16 protein-coding genes are annotated in these 19377 nt (G+C 66.0%); 10 read left to right on the forward strand and 6 right to left on the reverse strand.

The window, feature by feature from the left end; genetic code table 11:
- Positions 1-103: 103 nt before the first annotated feature.
- Positions 104-421 carry a helix-turn-helix transcriptional regulator gene (locus QTI04_RS21870; RefSeq protein WP_286617560.1) on the forward strand — a complete coding sequence of 106 codons (318 nt, stop codon included), beginning with the start codon at positions 104-106 and terminating at the stop codon, positions 419-421.
- Positions 418-1788 (forward strand): type II toxin-antitoxin system HipA family toxin, encoded by a 1371-nt coding sequence (locus QTI04_RS21875; RefSeq protein WP_286617561.1) that lies wholly within the window; start codon positions 418-420, stop codon positions 1786-1788. The genes QTI04_RS21870 and QTI04_RS21875 overlap by 4 nt, the downstream gene beginning before the upstream one ends.
- A gap of 3 nt (positions 1789-1791) precedes the next feature.
- On the opposite strand, the gene QTI04_RS21880 is transcribed toward QTI04_RS21875, so the two are convergent.
- Both QTI04_RS21880 and QTI04_RS21885 read right to left on the reverse strand, forming a co-directional pair.
- The gene (locus tag QTI04_RS21880; protein ID WP_286617562.1) at positions 1792-3084 is read right to left on the reverse strand and encodes a triacylglycerol lipase; all 1293 of its coding nucleotides are present in this window, start codon (positions 3082-3084) and stop codon (positions 1792-1794) included.
- Positions 3085-3092: 8 nt separating this feature from the next.
- Positions 3093-3848, reverse strand: a complete 756-nt coding sequence (locus QTI04_RS21885; RefSeq protein ID WP_286617563.1) for a hypothetical protein — start codon at positions 3846-3848, stop codon at positions 3093-3095.
- A gap of 104 nt (positions 3849-3952) precedes the next feature.
- Here QTI04_RS21885 and smc point away from each other — a divergent pair, with 104 nt between their 5' ends.
- From smc to def, 5 genes are all read left to right on the forward strand, one after another.
- Positions 3953-7468, forward strand: coding sequence for a chromosome segregation protein SMC (smc, locus tag QTI04_RS21890; RefSeq protein ID WP_286617564.1), 3516 nt, complete (start codon positions 3953-3955; stop codon positions 7466-7468).
- A 13-nt stretch (positions 7469-7481) separates the two neighbouring features.
- Positions 7482-8579, forward strand: a complete 1098-nt coding sequence (locus tag QTI04_RS21895) for a cell division protein ZipA C-terminal FtsZ-binding domain-containing protein (protein WP_286617565.1) — start codon at positions 7482-7484, stop codon at positions 8577-8579.
- Between the two features lie 8 nt (positions 8580-8587).
- Positions 8588-10681 (forward strand): NAD-dependent DNA ligase LigA, encoded by a 2094-nt coding sequence (ligA, locus tag QTI04_RS21900; RefSeq protein WP_286617566.1) that lies wholly within the window; start codon positions 8588-8590, stop codon positions 10679-10681.
- A 74-nt stretch (positions 10682-10755) separates the two neighbouring features.
- Positions 10756-11118 carry a hypothetical protein gene (locus tag QTI04_RS21905; RefSeq protein ID WP_286617567.1) on the forward strand — a complete coding sequence of 121 codons (363 nt, stop codon included), beginning with the start codon at positions 10756-10758 and terminating at the stop codon, positions 11116-11118.
- A 59-nt stretch (positions 11119-11177) separates the two neighbouring features.
- On the forward strand, positions 11178-11717 hold the full coding sequence (def, locus tag QTI04_RS21910; protein ID WP_286598317.1) for a peptide deformylase: 540 nt from the start codon (positions 11178-11180) through the stop codon (positions 11715-11717).
- Between the two features lie 21 nt (positions 11718-11738).
- Here the strand turns inward: def and QTI04_RS21915 are convergent, their stop codons facing one another.
- Positions 11739-12143, reverse strand: a complete 405-nt coding sequence (locus QTI04_RS21915) for a DoxX family protein (protein WP_286598318.1) — start codon at positions 12141-12143, stop codon at positions 11739-11741.
- Positions 12144-12301: 158 nt separating this feature from the next.
- Here QTI04_RS21915 and QTI04_RS21920 point away from each other — a divergent pair, with 158 nt between their 5' ends.
- The 3 genes from QTI04_RS21920 to QTI04_RS21930 are packed head-to-tail and all read left to right on the forward strand — an operon-like array spanning position 12302 to position 15413.
- Positions 12302-13333: an amino acid ABC transporter substrate-binding protein gene (locus QTI04_RS21920; protein ID WP_286598320.1), complete on the forward strand. Its 1032-nt coding sequence runs from the start codon at positions 12302-12304 to the stop codon at positions 13331-13333.
- The gene (locus QTI04_RS21925) at positions 13330-14358 is read left to right on the forward strand and encodes an amino acid ABC transporter permease (protein WP_286617568.1); all 1029 of its coding nucleotides are present in this window, start codon (positions 13330-13332) and stop codon (positions 14356-14358) included. The genes QTI04_RS21920 and QTI04_RS21925 overlap by 4 nt, the downstream gene beginning before the upstream one ends.
- On the forward strand, positions 14355-15413 hold the full coding sequence (locus QTI04_RS21930) for an amino acid ABC transporter permease (RefSeq protein ID WP_286617569.1): 1059 nt from the start codon (positions 14355-14357) through the stop codon (positions 15411-15413). The genes QTI04_RS21925 and QTI04_RS21930 overlap by 4 nt, the downstream gene beginning before the upstream one ends.
- Here the strand turns inward: QTI04_RS21930 and QTI04_RS21935 are convergent.
- From QTI04_RS21935 to map, 3 genes are read right to left on the reverse strand one after another with little or no spacing between them, the layout of a single operon-like run.
- Positions 15410-15814 (reverse strand): PPC domain-containing DNA-binding protein, encoded by a 405-nt coding sequence (locus QTI04_RS21935; RefSeq protein WP_286598323.1) that lies wholly within the window; start codon positions 15812-15814, stop codon positions 15410-15412. The genes QTI04_RS21930 and QTI04_RS21935 overlap by 4 nt on opposite strands.
- Positions 15815-15824: 10 nt before the next feature.
- A complete protein-coding gene (locus QTI04_RS21940) occupies positions 15825-18413 on the reverse strand; it encodes a [protein-PII] uridylyltransferase (RefSeq protein WP_286617570.1) in 2589 nt (862 codons plus the stop codon).
- Positions 18414-18439: 26 nt separating this feature from the next.
- Positions 18440-19264 carry a type I methionyl aminopeptidase gene (map, locus tag QTI04_RS21945; RefSeq protein WP_286598326.1) on the reverse strand — a complete coding sequence of 275 codons (825 nt, stop codon included), beginning with the start codon at positions 19262-19264 and terminating at the stop codon, positions 18440-18442.
- Positions 19265-19377 lie beyond the last annotated feature (113 nt).

Genomic DNA, 19377 nt, shown 5'->3' on the forward strand with positions numbered 1-19377 from the left:
CAAAATTCGAATATGGGAATCTTGATAAGCAAATAATCTTGACTTGAACCCTCTATCTGCGCAACATGCTTTGCATAGTTGATATTTGCACAATGTAATGAGCATGACCAATCTCGCCGAAATCGGCCGCTTCCTGCGACAGGCGCGCAAGGATCGGGCCATGACGGCGTCCGAACTGGCGCTGAAAGCCGGCGTTTCCCGAAACACCCTCGGCGCGCTGGAGGCCGGGCGCGGCAATGTCGAACTGAACACCTTGCTGGCGCTGCTCAGGACGCTCGAGCTGGAAATGCAATTCGTGCCCCAGGCGGTCGCAGCCTTGACCCGCGGCGACATCGACACCAGATTCACGGGCCTGCAGGAGGAGGTCGACAGCCTGATGCCAAGGTCTCGGAGAAGCCCGCAGGCCAGGCCGATCCGATGAGCGTCGTACGGTCACTGCGCATCCGGCGGGGCAGGACGGATGTCGGCTCTCTGTTCGGGCTGGACGATGGGCGGGTGTACTTCAGGTTCGACGACGAGTACGCGAAGAACCCGAAGCGGCCCGTCCTGTCGCAGCTTTACGTGGTTGCGCCGGCCATTGCGGGCAGCAGCGAAAGAATGGCGCAGCCGATCGCCGAGGCCGAGGCCGCCACCGTCGCGCAATTGTTGGACCCCGCCCTTGACGTGAACCGCGGCGACGGCAAGTTCGGCCTGCCGCCCTTCTTCCAGAATCTGCTTCCCGAGGGGCCGCTGCGCAAGCAACTCGTCGGAGACATCGGTCTGGAACCGAATGACGAGCTCGGCCTCCTGGCCGCCTGCGGAGGCGATCTTCCCGGCGATGTCTGGGCGGACGCGGAGACGCTGGAGGAGAGCGCACTCGGGCGCCTGATCGGCCAAAGCCGCGACAGCTACGAAATGAGTTCGGGGCAGGTGCCGACGCCGCAACAGACCTCGATCTCGGGCGTGCAACCCAAGATGGCGCTGGTGCACGGCGGCCCGGGGCGCTATGTGATGCGCTCCAGGCAATCGGACGAAAAGCATTTCATCGGCAAGCTGCCGACGGCCGAATACGACCGACTGCCCGAGGTCGAATACAGCTCACTGAAGCTGGCCGCGGCAGCCGGCGTGAACACCTGCGAGGCCTCTCTGCAACCGCTGTCGGCCATCGCGGACCAGTTGCCCTATGCACTCCAGAAAGACGAACGCAACTTCCTGCTGGTGTCCCGTTTCGATCGCGACGTCGACACCGAGACCCGGCGCCTGCACATGGAGGATTTCGCGCAGGTCACGGGCACGCCGTCCGAGTACAAGTATTCGGGCACCTACGCAGCCATCGGCCTGCTGCTCAAGCGTCGCTCGGCCAAGGGGGAGGCCGACGTGGCCGAACTGCTGAGGCGCATCAAGGTCTCGGAGCTGCTCGGCAATTACGACGCGCACCTGAAGAACTTCAGCCTGATCTACCCGCCGGGCCAGACCTGGCCCGAACTGTCGAAGGCCTACGACATCGTCGCCTATGGCGTGTACTTCAAGGGTTCGGGGCACGGCCTGCAGTTCTTCCCCGGCCAGAAGGACCGGACCCTGTTGACGCCTGCAACGCTGCGCCAACTTGCCAACGCGTGGGACATCCCTGAAAAGCGGCTTTCCGAGGTTGTCGCGAACTGCGTCGATCAGGCCATGAGGACATGGCCCGTCCTGTCGAAGGAACTGCCGCTCACGCCTGCTCACCGGGCGCGACTGGCCGAGCACATCGAATCCAATGCCAGCGTCGTGTCATGGCGCAGGCGCCATCCCGACGCGGTGTGGTTCTAGGCTTCAGTGGGTGGCCGGGAGCCGGTTCGCCTCATCGCGCATGCGCTGCATGAGTTTGTCGATCATCTCGCTCGACCGAAGAATCGAGACGTGACCCTCGTCGAAGCCGAAGACGTAGTTCGCGCGGGCCTGAATGTCGGGCGCCAGCACGCTGTCCAGCGATACGGAGCCGTCGTTGTTGCCGGCGACGAAGCGCGAAGGGCCGCCGAAGCCGAAGAACAGCGTGTACCGGATGTCGGCAGGCCGTGGATTGACCATCAGTTCGCTCAGGTATGGCGAGTTCGGGGCCATGTCGAGCCATGAGCCGGGAACGCGCGTCGGCCCGATGTCCGCCCACCGTGCGGCCGAATGGCCCAACCACGGCGTGGAGATCGTCACCACGTGATGCACCGGCGGCGTGCGGCCTTCGCGCACGATGATGTTCAACGCCCCACGGGCCACCAGCCCTCCCATGCTGTGCGCGACGACGATGCTGGTGGGGAAGCCATATCGGTAGTGAAGTTCGTCGACGGCGTTGTTCAGGAACAGGGCTGAAAGGCCGATGGAAAAGCCCGACGGATAGAAGAAGACCCACGGCTGGAAGCGCGTTCGATCCAGCTTGTCGATGACGTATTCCCAGTTGCGGGGCGATCCGCCGACCCCGTGCACGAAGATCACTGGAATCCGCTTCGGGTCGTAGGGTTCGAGCATGAAGAGGCCGGCGCGGCCTTCCTCGATGAATCGCAGGGGCTGGAACAGGCCTTCGCGCACCCGGTTCGGTGCGAATCGGCCTTCGTCGATGGTGGCCTGTGCGCCGAATCCCTCGTTGCGCCGACGCACGAGTGCGGCATAGGCCTCGTCGAAGACGGGGGGCAGGGTTTTGGCGGTCGCTGTGGCTGGAATCAGGATGCGGCCAAGGCCCTTCGCCGAGGTGGGCGGATCGTCGACCGCCTCGATGCCCAGCGCGGTGCCTTCGTAGAGCACCGCGGGCTCGCCGGCTCCGTAGACCATGTCGCGATCGACGTCCTCGAAGGCGAGGATCCCGTACTGCGCTGGCGGGCCTGCGAGGTGATAGACACCCCGGCTTCTCGGAATCACGTCGAGGAAGACGGGTTCCGGCTTGGCACCGAGCCGGTACAGCACGACCACGATGGGGCCGCGAGCCTCTTTCTCGGTCTCGACGATTCCGGTGAAGTACATCGCGTCGCCCAGCCGCCTCATTTGCTGGTCGGCCTGGAGGAGCCCGCAACCGCTCGCCATGACGCAAAGCGCCATCAGCGCGATACGCAGTGCACGCGAAAGGGCTTGGGCTGGCATCGTCGGCATCAGTTCTTGGGCACCATCGAGAAGAACGGCCCGAGACTACCCAGAAACCAGTTCTGGCTGAAGTCGAGCGCGGCGCGGCGGTATTTTTCGTCTGCCTGTGCGGCGAGCAGGTCAAGTCGTGCGACCACCTTGGACAACTCTCGATCCACCACCAGGTTGCGCCCGCGTTCGCTGATCTCGGTCGCCAGCAGCAGGGGCTGTCCGTCGGGACCGGTCTTGGAGCCGATGAGCCAGAGAGAGATTTCCACATTGCGTGCGGCACGAAAGCTGTTCTCGGCGTTCACCCCATCGAGCATGGTCTGGTCCCAGGTGTTGCCATTGGCCTGCTTGAGCAGGGACGCCCAGCCCACCACCAGTGCCGCGACGCGGTCACCCTCATAGGCCTTCGGTACGGTCGTCTCGAAGGCGAGCCGGATGGCGTCGATGCCCGTCGCGCCTCGCAGTTGGGGCAGGGCGGTTTCCTGCGAAATCGAATCCCAGGTTCGTTGGACGGCGTCGTCCGAACTGGCGGCCCACTTTCGCCATTCGCGCGGATTGCGCCGGTACAGCGACACCTGTACCCGGCGGACGGACTGGAGGTTGTCGCGCAGCGCGAGGTTGGCGATGCGATTGCTGCCCGTCTGCAGCCATTCGTTGTTCGCGTAGGGTTCGGCGCGCTCGGTGGATGCGCATCCGGCCCCGCCCATCGCCGCGACGGCCGCGGCAAGCAGCAGGACACGGCGTCGGAAGGCAGGGAAAACGGGGGTCTCGCTCATGGCTCGCACGTTATCATCCTCGCCTCAGGTGGCGGCCGATCTTCCGGGTCCAGGCCAGCGAAATCTCCTTACAAATCAACACCTTGCCTTAGGGCTGACCCGCCGTGCGTCTTAATTCCATCAAGCTTTCCGGCTTCAAGTCGTTCGCCGAACCCACCAATTTCCTGTTGCCGGGCCAACTCGTGGGTGTGGTTGGCCCCAACGGTTGCGGCAAGTCGAACATCATGGACGCCGTGCGCTGGGTGCTCGGCGAATCGCGCGCCTCCGAGTTGCGCGGCGAGTCGATGCAGGACGTCATCTTCAACGGCACGACCACGCGCAAGCAGGCGAGCCGTTCGAGTGTGGAACTGGTGTTCGACAATGCCGACCATCGCGCTGGCGGCCAGTGGGCCCAGTTCGCGGAAATCGCGGTCAAGCGCGTGCTGACCCGCGACGGCAACTCCAGCTACTACATCAACAACCAGCCGGTGCGCCGGCGCGACGTGCAGGACGTGTTCCTCGGCACCGGCCTCGGCCCCCGCGCCTACGCGATCATCGGCCAGGGCACGATCAGCCGGATCATCGAATCCAAGCCCGAGGAACTGCGGCTCTTCCTCGAAGAGGCTGCCGGCGTCTCGAAATACAAGGAGCGCCGCCGCGAAACCGAGAACCGCCTCGGCGACACGCGCGAGAACCTCACGCGCGTCGAAGACATCCTGCGCGAACTCAACAGCAACCTCGAAAGGCTGGAAAAGCAGGCCGAGGTCGCCGCGCGCTACAACTCGCTGACCGGCGATGCCACGCGCAAGCAGCACCAGCTGTGGTTCCTGAAGCGCACCGAAAGCGAATCCGACCAGAGCCGCATCAAGGCGGACGCCGAGAAGGCCATCAACGACCTCGAATCGCGCACGGCCGACCTGCGCCACATCGAGGCCGAACTCGAAACCGTGCGGCAGGCGCACTACGCCGCCGGCGACCAGGTCAACCAGGCGCAGGGCAAGCTGTATGAGGCCAGCGCGGAGGTCGGCCGACTCGAAGGCGAGATCCGCTTCGTGGTCGAAGGTCGCCAGCGTGTCGAACAGCGCCTCGTGCAGTTGCGCGAACAGATCGCGCAGTGGAGCGCCCGCCGCGAGGATGCCGAAGCCGAGATCGAGACCCTGGCCGGCCAGGGCGTGAACGCCGAAGAGCAGGCCGAATTGCTGGCCGCCCAGCTCGAAGAGCACGACGCGCGCATGCCCGAGCTGGAGGACGCGCAACAGCGCGCGCAGGATGAGGCCAACGCCCAGCGCACGACGGTCGCTCAGGTGCAGCAGCAGATCCAGGTGCTCGCGGCCGACCAGCGCAACATCGAAGAGCAAAGCCGTCAGCTCAATCAGCGCGCAGAGCGTCTGCGCAGCGACCAGAACGCGCTGGCCGCGCCCGACGAAGCGCGCTTGCGAAATCTCCAGGAGCAACTCGCCGCAGCGCAGGAGGCGTCCGCCGAAGCCGACGCGCGATTGCAGGACTTGCAGGAAGCGGTGCCGCAACTCGATGACGATCGCCGCACGCGCCAGCAGGCCGTCAATACCGAGGGCGCCCGCCATGCGGAGCTCTCGGCACGGCTCGAAGCACTCAAGGCACTCCAGGAAAAGGTCAAGACCGACGGCAAGCTCGCGCCCTGGCTTGCCAAGCATGGACTCGAAAGCCTGCAAGGCCTCTGGAGCCGCATCCACATCGAGCAGGGCTGGGAAAACGCCCTCGAAGCCGCATTGCGCGAGCGACTGGGCGCGCTCGAAGTCAGCCGCCTCGACATGGTCCGCGCGTTTGGTGGTGACGCGCCGCCGGCCAAGCTGGCCTTCTACACTCCGCCAGTGGCTGGCGTGCCGCCGGGCGCGGCCACCATGCCGCGTCTGTCGGACCTGCTGCGTCTCAGCGATGCCGGCCAGCAGGCCTTGCTGGGCGAATGGCTGCATGGCTGCTTCACGGCGGAGACGCTGGAGGATGCACTCGCGCAGCGTGAGAAGCTTCAGCCCGGCGAGGTGATGTACGTCAAGAGCGGGCATGCGGTCACTGCGCACAGCGTGAGCTTCTATGCCCAGGACTCCGAGCAGGCCGGTCTGCTGGCCCGCCAGCAGGAGATGGAGAACCTGGAGCGCCAGTTGCGCGCCCAGACGCTCATCGCCGATGAGTCGCGTACCGCGCTCGCGCGCGCCGAGGCGGCCTACGGTGACGCCGCACAGCGCCTCGTCACGGCGCGCCGCGAAGCCGCCGACACGCAGTCGCGCGCGCACGAGCTTCAGGTCGAGACACTGCGCCTGTCCCAACTGGCCGAGCAGACGCGGGCGCGCAGCGAGCAGTTGTCGAATGACCTCGGCGAGGTCAACGCACAACTCGAGGAACTGCAGGAACGGCGCATCGCCGCCGAGTCGCGTTTCGAAGAGCTGGACATGCAGCTCGCCGACAGCCAGGAGCGCCACGCGCAGCTGGACGAGCGCGTGATCGAGGCAGGCCGCGCTCTGGCCGCGAGCCGCGAGCAGCATCGCAGCCTGGAGCGCCAGGCACAGGAAGCGACTTTCTCGCAGCGCACGCTCGAAGCGCGCCGCGGCGAACTCAGCCGCGCCATCGAAACGGCCACGCAGCAGACCGTCTCGCTGAACGAGGAAGACGAACGCGCCCGCGCCGAACTCGGTCGCCTGTCCGACGCGGCGGCGCAGGCCGGTCTGCAGGATGCTCTGTCGCTCAAGCTCGAACGCGAATCCGCGCTCGGCGCCTCCCGCAGCCAGTACGACGACCTCACGCTCAAGCTGCGCGCCAGCGACGAGCGCCGCCTCCAGCTCGAACGCGAACTCGACCCGCTGCGTCAGCGCATCACCGAGTTCCAACTCAAGGAGCAGGCGGCGCGCCTGGGCTTCGAGCAGTACCAGCAATTGCTGACCGATGCAGAGGCCGATCTCGAAGCGGTTGCGCTGTCGATCGAAACCGACAAGGTGCGGCTCACCGGCCTGCAAAGCGAGATCGATCGCCTGAACCGCGAAGTGGCATCGCTCGGCGCCGTCAACCTCGCGGCGCTCGACGAACTGAACGTGGCGCGCGAGCGCAAGACCTTCCTCGACTCGCAGTCGGCCGACCTGAACGAAGCCATTGGCACTCTGGAAGATGCGATCCGCAAGATCGACGCCGAGACGCGCGATCTGCTCGGCGGCACCTTCAAGATCGTCAACGAGCACTTCAGCCGCATGTTCCCCGAGCTGTTCGGTGGCGGTAACGCCAAGCTCATGATGACCGGCGACGAAATCCTCGACTCCGGCGTGCAGGTGATGGCGCAGCCGCCGGGCAAAAAGAACCAGACCATCCATCTGCTGTCGGGCGGCGAGAAGGCGTTGACCGCCATCGCGCTGGTGTTCGCGATCTTCCAGCTCAACCCCGCGCCGTTCTGTTTGCTGGACGAAGTGGATGCGCCGCTGGATGACGCCAATACCGAGCGCTATGCGAAGCTCGTGACCGCCATGAGCCGCGAAACCCAGTTTCTCTTCATCAGCCACAACAAGATCGCGATGGAAATGGCCGAACAACTCATTGGCGTGACCATGCAGGAGCAGGGCGTGTCGCGCATCGTGGCCGTGGACATGGAATCGGCCGTCTCGATGGTCGAAGCAGCCTGAGTCGACGCGGTCCATGAGCAGCCTCACCGTCGCCCTCGCCATTCTTGGCGGACTTGTCCTTGCCACCGTGGTCGGCTACAACGCCTGGACCTCGCACCGCAACGCACCGCGTCAGCCGGATGCCAAGGACAGCGAGCCGCCCGCCTCCGAAATCCCGCAGCACAAGGGCGAGCAGGAGCCCGTGCTTCACGTCGACCCGCACCAGGTTCCCGGCAACGAGCGGCACGAGCCGCTGTTCGACCCGGACCTGCCTGCGCCGACAGCGCTGACAGTGCCCGCGGCAGACCGCCGTGGCGGCCTCGATCCGCTGATCGACGTCATCGCACCGGTTTCACTGGACGGTCTCGCCTCCGGCGATGCCGCACTCGCCGCCATGCCCGCCACGCGCCGCGCCGGCAGCAAGCCGGTCGCGGTCGAAGGCCTCAACGAACACACGGGCGAATGGGAGCCGGCGGTGGCCGGCCAGCGCTACGGTGCCTTCCAGGTCGGCGTGCAACTGGCCAATCGCACGGGCGCGCTCAACGAAATCGAGTACTCCGAGTTCGTCGTCAAGGCGCAGGCCTTCGCCGATGCTGTGAACGGAGCGCCGGAATTCCCGGAAATGCTCGACGAAGTGGGGCGGGCCCGCGAACTCGACCAGTTCGCGAGTTCGCACGACGCGCAACTGGGTTTCGTGCTGCGTGCGCGGCATGCCGCGTGGAGCCCGGGCTACGTTCAGCAGAACGCCGCGCGGCTGGGCTTCGTGGCCGGCATCATTCCGGGGCGCATGGTGCTGCCCGCGGGCGAGGTGGGACTGCCGCCGATTCTGGGTCTGTCTTTCGACACGCAGGCCGCGTTGGCCGACGACCCCGCGCAATCCGCCATCCGCGAACTGACGCTGAGCCTCGACGTCCCCCAGGTGGACCGCAGCGAGCGGCCCTTCGAGCGCATGCGCGAAGCCGCTGCCACGCTCGCGCGCGAGATGGACGGCATCGTCACCGACAGCGATGGCCAGGCGTTGCGCGACGAGACCATGGACGCGATCGGCGGCGACCTCGAACAGCTTTACGACACGCTGGATTCGCGCGATCTTTCTGCTGGATCTCCGCTGGCACGTCGACTCTTCAGCTAGAGGTTCCCATGACGACGAAGCATGAAGACGCGGCTCGCGAGGCTGCCGCATTGAGCGAGCAGCTGCATCGCCACGCTCATCTCTACTACGTGCTCGATGCGCCGGAACTGCCGGACGCGGAGTACGACAAGCTCTTTCAGCGCCTGCAGGCGATCGAGGCTGAGTTTCCCGAGCTGCGCACGCCCGATTCGCCGACGCAGCGCGTGGGCGGCAAGCCGCTCGATGGATTCGTCAAGGTGCGTCACAAGGTGCCGATGCTGTCGATCCGCACCGAGACCGACATCACGCCCGCCGGCGCCAGCGCCTTCGACGCGCGCGTGCGCAAGGAGCTTGGTCTGGCCGAGGACGCCCCTCAGGTCGAATACGTCTGCGAGCTCAAGTTCGACGGGCTGGCTCTCAATCTTCGCTACGAACACGGCGTTCTGGTCCAGGCCGCGACGCGTGGCGACGGCGAGATCGGCGAGGAGGTCACGCAGAACATCCGCACGGTCCAGCAGATTCCGCTGCGCCTGCAGGGCAAGGCGTCGGAGATTCCGCCGGTGGTGGAAGTGCGCGGCGAGGTCTACATGCGGCGCGACGATTTCGATTCGCTCAACGAGCGCCAGCGCGAGAAGATCGCGGCGGGCCAGAAGAACGAGAAGGTGTTCGTGAACCCGCGCAACGCTGCAGCCGGCGCGGTTCGCCAGTTGGACCCTGCGATCGCGGCCAGCCGTCCGCTCAGCTTCTTCGCCTATGGTCTCGGCGAAGTCACGCCGCCCGATCAGGGTGGCCCCGATTGCCCGACGCAGTTCGACTGGCTCCAGCAGTTCCACGCCTGGGGCTTTCCGGTTGCGAGCCAGACCACGCGCGCGCGTGGTGCGATCGAGCTGATCGCATTCCACGAGACGACGGGGCGTCAGCGCGATGCGCTGCCCTATGACATCGACGGCGTGGTCTACAAGGTGGACAGCCTCGAGCTGCAGCGGCAACTCGGCTTCGTCTCGCGCGAGCCGCGATGGGCCGTGGCGCACAAGTACCCGGCGCAGGAACAGCTCACGGAGGTGCTCGCGATCGAGGTACAGGTGGGCCGCACCGGCAAGCTCACGCCGGTGGCCAAGCTGGCGCCGGTGTTCGTGGGCGGCGTCACGGTGACCAATGCCACGCTGCACAACGAGGACGAGGCGCGGCGCAAGGACGTGCGGGTCGGTGACACGGTCATCGTGCGGCGCGCCGGCGATGTCATTCCCGAGGTGGTCGGCGTGCTGCCCGAAAGTGCGGCCAGGCCCGACGATCAGCGCGGCGCGGTCTTCACCATGCCTCGCCAGTGCCCGGTGTGCGGCTCCGATGCTTTGCGCGAAGAGGGCGAGGTCGACTATCGCTGCACCGGCGGCCTCTTCTGCGGTGCACAACGCAAGGAAGCCATCCTCCATTTCGCGGCGCGGCGCGCACTCGACATCGAGGGCCTCGGCGACAAGCTGGTCGAGCAACTGGTGGACACCAACCTGATCCGCACGCTGCCGGACCTGTACAAGCTCGGTTTCAGCACGCTGGCCGGCCTGGACCGCATGGCGGACAAGTCGGCGAAGAACATCGTCGATGCGCTGGAGGCTTCGAAGAAGACCACGCTGCCGCGCTTCCTGTTTGGCTTGGGCATCCGGCACATCGGCGAGAGTACCGCCAAGGATCTCGCCAAGCATTTCGGCAAGCTCGACGCGATCATGGACGCGACCGAGGAGCAGCTTCTTGAAGTCAACGACGTGGGGCCGGTGGTCGCGACCAGCCTTCGCACCTTCTTCGACCAGGCGCACAACCGTGAAGTCGTCGAGCAGCTCCGCGCCTGCGGCGTGCATTGGGAAGAGGGCGAACCCGCCGCGCGCGCGCCGAAACCGCTGGCGGGCAAGACCTTCGTGATCACCGGTACGCTTCCTACACTGGGCCGCGATGAGGCCAAGGACAAGCTGGAATCCGCCGGCGCGAAAGTGGCCGGCTCCGTGAGCAAGAAGACCGACTACGTGGTGGCAGGCACCGAGGCCGGCAGCAAGCTCGACAAGGCGCGCGACCTGGGCGTGGCGGTGATCGACGAGGCGCAGATGCTCGAGATCCTCGAAAAGGGTCTACCGTAGGGCCTTTGGGATTTGCCCTGTCAACAGCGGCGCTCGCGGTCCGTTGAACGGCTAGATGACCCCAGGAGGCTCGAATGGTCCGAATTCGCTCTCTGTCCGCCGGCATTGCCATCGGTGCCGCCGCTTTTCTGGGCGGCTGTGTGGCCCCTGGCCCGTACTACGCCGCCGGCGGCTATCCGTACTACGTCGAACCGGGACCGGTGGTCGTGTCGCCCTCGGTCTATGTCGGCGCGGGCTGCTGCTGGGGCAACTACTGGGGGGGCGGCTATTGGGGGCGCCCGGCCTATTGGGGTGGTTACTATGGGCGGCCTTACTACGGCTACTACGGGCGCGGGAGCTACTACGGGCATCCGGGCTATTACGGCCGGGGCGGTTACTACGGCGGTAACTATGCGCGCGGCGGGGGCTACTACGGAGGCCGCGGCGGAAGGCGGTAGCGGCGCGCGGCAGACTGCCGCCCCGGTCCTCGGAGCCGCGCCACCGCGATAATCCCGCGATGGCCATTCGTGAAATCCTCAAGATGGGCGACCCCCGCCTGCTGCGCGTTGCGCGGCCGGTTGCTGCCTTCGATACCGACGAACTGCACCTGCTGGTGCGCGACATGTTCGAGACCATGCATGTCGTCAATGGCGCCGGTCTGGCCGCGCCCCAGATAGGGGTCGACCAGCAGGTCGTGATCTTCGGGACCGACACCGTCAATCCGCGCTATCCGGACGCGCCGGTCGTGCCGCGAACGGTGCTCGTGAACCCCATCATCACACCGATCGGCGTCGAGGAAGAAGAGGGCTGGGAAGGGTGTCTGTCGGTGCCGGGCCTGCGCGGCGTGGTGCCGCGCTTTGCCAACATCCGGTACACGGGCTTCGACCCGTTTGGCGACCCGATCGACCGCACCGTGAGCGGGTTCCACGCCCGGGTCGTTCAACACGAGGTGGACCACCTGCTGGGCAAGCTCTACCCGATGCGGATGCGCGATTTCTCGCGCTTTGGCTACACCGAGGTCCTGTTTCCAGGACTCGATGCGGGCGAGGACGACTGACGCCCCCCGCCGCCAGTCCCTTCAGTTGTACTTGCCGCTGGTGCCGCCGACGCTAAAGCGACCGGCGCCGAGGAGGGCGACTGCCAAGGCGGCAAACAGGAACAATCCCTGCAACTCCAGGGCCCAGCCGCCAGACTTGCCGAGCGATCCGATGTCCTTGAGGTGCACGAGCCAGATGGCGACCAGCATGTTGATGACCGTGATCCACGCTGCCGGACGCGTGTAGATGCCTACGATCATCAGGACCGGTGCAACGATTTCGCCGATAAAGACCAGATAGGCCAGCGCAGCGGGCAGCCCATGGGAAGTGAGCATGCCTGCGATGCCGCCGACCCCGCCTGTGATCTTGGCGATGCCGTGCAGCAGGATCAGGATGCCGAGGGCGAGGCGCAGAACGAGTTTGCCGGTGTCGTCGGAACGGATCATGAGAAAGCCTTTCAGTTGAAAAATCAGGCGCGATTGTGGTCGATAAGGAGGGCGTTCCGGCGAATTTGCTTCCGACCGAAGGTTCTTTGGCAGACTCCGGCGGCCGCCCGTAAACTGCCCGCTGCTTCCATTTCGAAGAGAGAGAAGAGGATCCCAGAATGAATCAATGCTTCCGTCCGGCACTTGCCGCTGCCGCCGCCGCCCTGGCCTTCGTGGCCGCACCGGCCTTTGCGGGCAAGACACTCGACGCGGTCAAGCAACGCGGCACGGTCAAGTGCGGCGTGACCAACGGCGTGGCCGGTTTCTCGGCGCCCGACACGCAGGGCAACTGGTCGGGGCTGGATGTCGACACCTGCCGCGCCATCGCGGCGGCAGTGCTGGGCGATGGCAAGAAGGTGGAGTTCGTGCCGCTGAACTCGCAGCAGCGCTTCTCGGCCCTGCAGGCCGGCGAGATCGACATCCTGGCGCGCAACACCACCTGGACGCTGACGCGTGACGCATCGCTCGGCTTTCATTTCACGACCATCACTTACTACGACGGCCAAGGCTTCCTGGTGCCGAAGAAGATCAAGGTGACGAGCGCCAAGCAACTCAAGAACGCCACCATCTGCACCCAGTCGGGCACCACCAACGAGAAAAATGTCGCCGACTATTTCAAGGCACAGAACATCCCGGTCAAGACGGTCGTGTTCGAGAGCTTCGAAGCCTCGTTCAAGGCCTTCTTCGCCGGCCGTTGCCAGGCCTTCACCACGGACACCTCGGCGCTCGCGGGCCTGCGCAACAAGGAGGCGCCCAACCCGGACGACTACGTCATCCTTCCCGAACTGATCTCGAAGGAGCCCCTCGCACCGCTGGTGCGCCGTGGCGACGACGAATGGTTCGCCATTGCCAAGTGGGTGCCCAATGCGCTGATCGAGGCCGAGGAGTACGGCGTCACCCAGGCCAACATCGACGAGCTCAAGGCAGGCAGCAAGGACCCTGCGCAACAGCGCCTGGTCGGCACCGGCGATGACCTGGGCAAGCTGCTGGGCCTGGACAAGGATTGGTCCTACCGCGCGATCAAGGCGGTGGGCAACTACGGTGAAATCTTCGAGCGCAATGTCGGACCGAAGTCGGTGCTCAAGCTGCCGCGCGGAACGAACAATCTGTGGAACAAGGGCGGGCTGATGTACGGATTGCCGGTGCGATGAGCGCGGCGCCGGGCCGCTCGGACATCGGTCCGGCGCCCGATGGGCGCCGCGGCGTCTGGCTGGCCTGGGCGGCACAGGCGTTGCTGATTGCGGTGGTGGCGGGTGGCGCTTTCTGGCTCGTTCACCATGCGCTCGAAGTGCTGCGCGCGCGCGGTGTGCGATCCGGGTTCGACTTTCTCCTGCAGCCTGCCGGATTCGAGATCTCCGAAGGCTGGCTCGACTTCCACGCGGGCCAGCCCTTCTGGCGAGCCTTTCTTGCCGGACTGATCAATACCATTCGCGCGGCGGTTCCTGCAGCCGTCATGGCGGTCCTGCTGGGGACGCTGATCGGCATCGGCCGTCTCGCCCCGCATGTGCTCGTGCGGGGCCTGTGCGGTGCCTACGTCGAGACGGTGCGCAATGTTCCGCTGCTGGTGCAATTGCTGATGCTGTACTTCGCGCTGACGCAACTGCTGCCTGATTCGACGGAGCCGCTCGAACTGTTGCCGGGCTTCTGGCTCAGCAAGGGAGGGCTCTCGATGCCGTGGCCGGTCGCGGATGAGGGCGCCGTGTGGCCCAGCCACTTCGAATGGCCCGAGCGCGGCAGCTTCAACGTGAGCGGCGGCGCGGCATTGAGTCCGGAATACCTCGCGGTCGTGATCGCGCTGGCGCTCTACACCGCGGCCTTCGTTGCGGAGATCGTGCGTGCCGGGATCACCTCCGTGTCGCAGGGCCAGAAGCTCGCGGCGCAGGCGCTCGGCCTGTCGTCGTGGCAGCAACTGCGGCTGGTGGTGATGCCGCAGGCCTTGCGCGTGATCGTGCCGGCGCTGACCAATCAGTTGTTGAGCCTGACGAAGAACTCGTCGCTGGCCGTGGCGGTGGGCTATCCGGAGCTGGTATCGATCGCCAATACCTCGCTCAATTCGACGGGCCGAGCGTTCGAATGCATTGCCGTGATCATGGTCGTGTATCTCGCGCTGTCGCTTGTCATCTCGGCCGGAATGAATCGATACAACACGCGCGTCGCGCTGAGAGGCTGGCGTTGATCGGCGCGACACACCAGGCCATCGCATGGCGCAAGGAACTGTGGGGCTCGCCAGTTCGCGGGGTTTCGACGATCGTGCTGATGCTCCTGTTCGCCTGGGCCGGCTATCACGCGGTGGACTGGGCGGTGTTGCACGCCGTGTTCCGTCCCGACGCGGAAGCCTGCCGCGCGGTGCAGCATGGCGCGTGTTGGGGTGTGATCGCCGAGAAGTGGCGGCCGATCCTGTTCGGCCGCTATCCCTATGAGGACCAGTGGCGACCGGCGATCGCCGTCACCGTGCTGTCGCTGACCACCATTCTCAGCGCCTGGCCGCGTACTTGGCGGTGGTGGTTGTTTCCGTTGTGGGTCGTGGTGCTCGCGTTCTTCGTCGTGATGATGCGCGGCGGCGTCCTCGGCCTGGAACTGGTGCCCACCAATCGCTGGGGCGGCTTGCCGCTGACCATCGGGCTGGCGGTGGTCGGGCTTGCCCTTGCCTTTCCGCTGGCGCTGCTGCTGGCGCTGGGCCGGCGGTCGCAATGGCCGGTGGTGCGCACCCTTTGCGCGACGTACATCGAGCTGGTGCGCGGCGTGCCGCTGATCTCGGTCCTGTTCATGGCCTCGTTCCTCCTGCCGCTGTTGTGGCCCGCGGGATGGCAGCCCGACGTGCTGCTGCGTGTGCTCGCGGGACTTTCGCTGTTCGTCGCGGCCTATCTGGCCGAGATCATCCGCGGCGGCCTGCAGGCGGTGCCGCGCGGACAGACGGAGGTCGCGATGGCGCTCGGCTTCGGCCGCTGGCCGGTGCAGCGCGACATCGTGCTGCCGCAAGCGCTGCGCCTCGTCGTGCCGGCGCTGACCAACAACGTGGTCGGCACGCTGAAGGACACCTCGCTCGTCACGGTGGTGGGCCTGTTCGAGCTGACGGGCGCGCTGGGTCTCGCGCTCGGTGGCGACCCGACGTGGCGGCCCTTCTACCTCGAGGGCTACCTGTTCATCGCGCTGGTCTACTGGGTGCTTTGTTTCGGGTTGTCGCGCTACAGCGTGTGGCTGGAGCGGCGGCTGGCGGCAGGGCGCGACTAGCGATCTTCGGCTTTGCGGATGGTCAGTTCGGCGTAGCCGGTGGCCGCATCAAACTCGCGAGTCAATCGCCATTCCGGCAGCCACGCCACCAGCACTTCGGCGGTCGTTCGCACCACGCAGCCGGGCGCGACATGGCCGCCGAATATCTGGCCTTGCGCGTCGGCGACGCTCATGTGCAGGTGCGATCCGTCGGGAGACAGGGTGCCGGAGAGTGTGAGGATTTCCAGGTCACCCGCGAGCGCCTCCGGCGTCTCGACGCCGGCAAAGCGCAGGCGTGCGGCGCTCAGGCTGCCAATGCCCGCAACGACGAATGCGGCTGCACAGCCGTGCAATGCCAGCGCTGCATCGAGCGTGCGGCGCAGGTCGTCGCCGGGATTCAGGCGCAGCGGCGTCGCGTCCAAGTCCTGCTCCTCAGGCTGCCAGCGCGTCGAGCAACTCCGTCTCGATCGCCAGTTGGGCCCGCTGCCCTTGCAGCTCGGGCCCGCTGATCAAGAACGTGTCCTCGACACGCTCGCCGAGCGTCGTGATCTTGGCGAGTTGCAGGTTCAGATGGTGGCGCGCCAGCACGCGCGCCACTGAATACAGCAGGCCCGCCCGGTCGCTCGCCGAGATGTTGAGCAGCCAGCGCTGCGCCTTCTCGTCGGGCAGCAGGCTGATGCGAGGCTTGATCGGGAAGCTGCGCACCCGGCGGGATACGCGGCCCTTGCTCGGTGCGGGCAGGGGGCCCGCTTCGGTCAGCGTCTTGGTCAGGCCGGCCTCGACCATGTTGATCAGGTCGCGATAGTGCTCGGGGATGAAGGTGGTAACCACCTGGAAGGTATCGAGCGCGAAGCCGTTGGTCGCCGTGTGCACCTTGGCATCCAGAATGCTGAACGACGACTGGTCGAAATAGCCACAGATGCGCACGAACAGGTCGGGTTGGTCGGGCGTGTAGACCACCACCTGCAACCCTTCGCCCACCGGCGAAAGCCGGGCGCGCACGATGGGCGGGGTCTGGGGGTCGATCGGCACGCCCGGATGCGGCACGTGGCGAGACAGCTGCTTGGCGTGCCAGGCGATCTCCGACGCGTCGTGACGCATGAAGTAGCCGACGTCGAGCGTCTCCCACAGCGCCTTGTGCGCATCCAGCGGCTCGGCATGCAGCGCGAGTTGGACCAGGGCCTCGCGCTTGCGCGACTCGGTCTCCGCGCCGGGGTCGGGCATGCGCCCGCCGAAGGCGCGCAGAGTGTAGCGGTAGAGGTCTTCGAGGAGCTTGCCCTTCCACGCGTTCCACACGCGCGGCGAGGTGCCCCGGATGTCGGCGATGGTGAGCAGGTAGAGGGCCGTCAGGTAGCGCTCGTTGCCGACCCGCTTGGCGAAGGTGCCGATCACCTCCGGGTCGCCCAAGTCCTGCTTCTGCGCGACCTGGCTCATCACCAGGTGCTCCGAGACCAGGAACTCGATGAGCTTGGCGTCTTCGCGCGGAATCTCGTGCTGCCGGCAAAAGCGCCGCACGTCGCGCGCGCCCAGCGTCGAATGGTCGCCGCCGCGGCCTTTGGCGATGTCATGGAAGAGCGCCGCGATGTACAGGATCCAGGGCTTGTCCCAGCCGGCGGCGAGCTGCGAGCAGAAGGGGTACTCGTGCGCATGCTCGGCAATGAAGAAGCGGCGCACGTTGCGCACCACCATCAGGATGTGCTGGTCGACCGTGTAGACATGGAACAGGTCATGCTGCATCTGCCCCACGATGCTGCGGAACACGCGCAGGTAGCGGCCGAGCACCGATGTCTGGTTCATGAGCCGGAGTGCATGCGTGATGCCGCGTGGCTCCAGCAGCATGCGCATGAAGGTCATGTGGTTCACGCGGTCGTTGCGGAACTTGCTGTCCATGACATGGCGCGCGTTGTAGAGGGCGCGCAGCGTCCGGGCCGACAGGCCGTTGACGCCGATGGTCTTCTGGTAGAGCAGGAAGGTTTCGAGGATCGCGTGCGGATCCTTCAGGTAGAGGTCGTCGCTCGCGACCTCGATCAGTCCGGCCTTTTCGAAGAAGCGCTCGTTGATGGGCGTCGGCTCCTCGGCCTGCGGCTGCAGTCGATCGGCGATGTTGAGCAGCAGGATCTGGTTGAGCTGCGTGACCGCCTTGGCCGCCCAGTAGTAGCGGCGCATCAGCGCCTCGCTCGCCTTGCGCTGCGATTCGCCGACGTACCCGAAGGTGGCGGCCACGGCGGTCTGCAGGTCGAACACCAGACGGTCTTCGCGCCGGTTGGCCGTGACGTGCAGACGCGCGCGGATCAGGCACAGCAGCGCCTCGTTGCGCTTGATCTGCTGGATCTCGAAGGTGGTGGCCAGGCCGTTCTTGGCGAGGTCGTCCCATCGGTTGCCGAAGCCAGCGGCCTTGGTCATCCACAGGATGGTCTGCAGGTCGCGCAGGCCGCCGGGAGATTCCTTGCAATTGGGTTCGAGTGCGTACGGCGTGTTCTCGAACTTCTGGTGCCGGTGCCGCATCTCCTGCGACTTGGCGGTGAAGAAGGCCTGCGGGTCCATGGCCGCAAGGAAGTTCTTGCGAAACGCGGTGTAGAGCTTCTTGTCGCCGACGACCAGGCGCGATTCGAGCAGCGAGGTCTGTACCGTCACGTCCTTGGCGGCCTCGGCCAGGCATTCGGCGACCGTGCGGACGCTGGAGCCGATCTCGAGTCCCGCATCCCAGCAGTGGCCGATGAAGGCTTCGAGCCGCGCAGGGTCGATGTCCGCCCCGTGTCCCTCGGGCAACAGCAGCAGCACGTCGACGTCCGAGTAGGGGAAGAGTTCGCCCCGTCCGAAACCGCCGACCGCGACCAGCGCAAGCTGGTTGCCGAATCCGGCGTCCGACCACAGCGCGCTCAGGGTCTCGTCGGCCAGGGCGGCGAGCTGGCGCAGCACCGTGTGGACGCTGCGCGCGGGCGCACGCGCGCTGCGCAGCTGATCGAACAGGGCCAGCTTGTGCGTCCGGTAGGCGTCACGCAACGATGGGATGTCCACCATGAGCGCCCTGAAAGGCCGGCGCTGCGTCAAGCCGCGGCGCTGACGAACGCGGGGGTCGGCGGGCTGCCTGCCGACAGCGTGAGCACTTCGTAGCCGGTGTCGGTGACCAGCACCGTGTGTTCCCACTGCGCCGACAGCGAATGGTCGCGTGTGACGATGGTCCAGCCGTCGTACTGTCCGCCCTTGGCGTCTTCCTTGATGTCGCGCTTGCCGGCGTTGATCATCGGTTCGATGGTGAAGGTCATGCCGGGCTTGAGTTCCTCGAGCGTGCCGGGCTTGCCGTAGTGCAGCACCTGCGGCTCTTCATGGAAGCCGCGGCCGATGCCGTGGCCGCAGAACTCGCGCACCACCGAGAAACCGTTGCTCTCGGCAAAACGCTGGATCGCGAAGCCGATGTCGCCCAGGCGAACGCCCGGTTTGACCTTGACGATGCCGTGCCACATCGCCTCGTAGGTGAAGGCGCACAGGCGCTTGGCCGCGATGGAAGCGTCGCCGACGATGAACATGCGGCTGGTGTCGCCGTGCCAGCCGTCCTTGATGACGGTGATGTCGCAATTGACGATGTCGCCCTTCTTGAGCGGCTTGTCGTTCGGGATGCCGTGGCACACCACGTGGTTGACCGAGGTGCAGATCGACTTGGGGTAGGGCACGCTGCTGGCGCCCATGTAGTTGAGGGGGGCCGGGATCGCGCCCTGGACCTGCGTGATGTAGTCGTGGGCGAGCTTGTCGATTTCGTTGGTGGTCACGCCGGGCTTGATGTGCGGAGTGATGTAGTCCAGCACTTCGGAGGCGAGGCGGCAGGCCACGCGCATGCCGGCCACGCCTTCGGCGTCTTTGTAGGTAATGCTCATGCCGGGAATTATCCCATCGGAGCCGTTAAAATTCAGGGTTAGCGCGGATGGCCCCAGTCAGCGGCCGCCGCCTCGATTTCTTCATTCTCAACGCGGCCGCCCGGCCGATCCGA

The organism is Variovorax sp. J22R115 (assembly GCF_030317005.1).
GTDB lineage: Bacteria > Pseudomonadota > Gammaproteobacteria > Burkholderiales > Burkholderiaceae_C > Variovorax.

Excerpts from the sequence above, each read along its gene's own strand:
- QTI04_RS21925 (WP_286617568.1), top strand. The coding sequence starts at position 13,330 with ATGAGCGCGGCGCCGGGCCGCTCGGACATCGGTCCGGCGCCCGATGGG.
- QTI04_RS21915 (WP_286598318.1), bottom strand. The coding sequence starts at position 12,143 with ATGATCCGTTCCGACGACACCGGCAAACTCGTTCTGCGCCTCGCCCTC.
- QTI04_RS21880 (WP_286617562.1), bottom strand. The coding sequence starts at position 3,084 with ATGCCAGCCCAAGCCCTTTCGCGTGCACTGCGTATCGCGCTGATGGCG.
- map (WP_286598326.1), bottom strand. The coding sequence starts at position 19,264 with ATGAGCATTACCTACAAAGACGCCGAAGGCGTGGCCGGCATGCGCGTG.
- QTI04_RS21870 (WP_286617560.1), top strand. The coding sequence starts at position 104 with ATGACCAATCTCGCCGAAATCGGCCGCTTCCTGCGACAGGCGCGCAAG.
- QTI04_RS21875 (WP_286617561.1), top strand. The coding sequence starts at position 418 with ATGAGCGTCGTACGGTCACTGCGCATCCGGCGGGGCAGGACGGATGTC.
- QTI04_RS21895 (WP_286617565.1), top strand. The coding sequence starts at position 7,482 with ATGAGCAGCCTCACCGTCGCCCTCGCCATTCTTGGCGGACTTGTCCTT.
- QTI04_RS21920 (WP_286598320.1), top strand. The coding sequence starts at position 12,302 with ATGAATCAATGCTTCCGTCCGGCACTTGCCGCTGCCGCCGCCGCCCTG.
- QTI04_RS21905 (WP_286617567.1), top strand. The coding sequence starts at position 10,756 with ATGGTCCGAATTCGCTCTCTGTCCGCCGGCATTGCCATCGGTGCCGCC.
- ligA (WP_286617566.1), top strand. The coding sequence starts at position 8,588 with ATGACGACGAAGCATGAAGACGCGGCTCGCGAGGCTGCCGCATTGAGC.
- QTI04_RS21940 (WP_286617570.1), bottom strand. The coding sequence starts at position 18,413 with ATGGTGGACATCCCATCGTTGCGTGACGCCTACCGGACGCACAAGCTG.
- def (WP_286598317.1), top strand. The coding sequence starts at position 11,178 with ATGGCCATTCGTGAAATCCTCAAGATGGGCGACCCCCGCCTGCTGCGC.
- QTI04_RS21885 (WP_286617563.1), bottom strand. The coding sequence starts at position 3,848 with ATGAGCGAGACCCCCGTTTTCCCTGCCTTCCGACGCCGTGTCCTGCTG.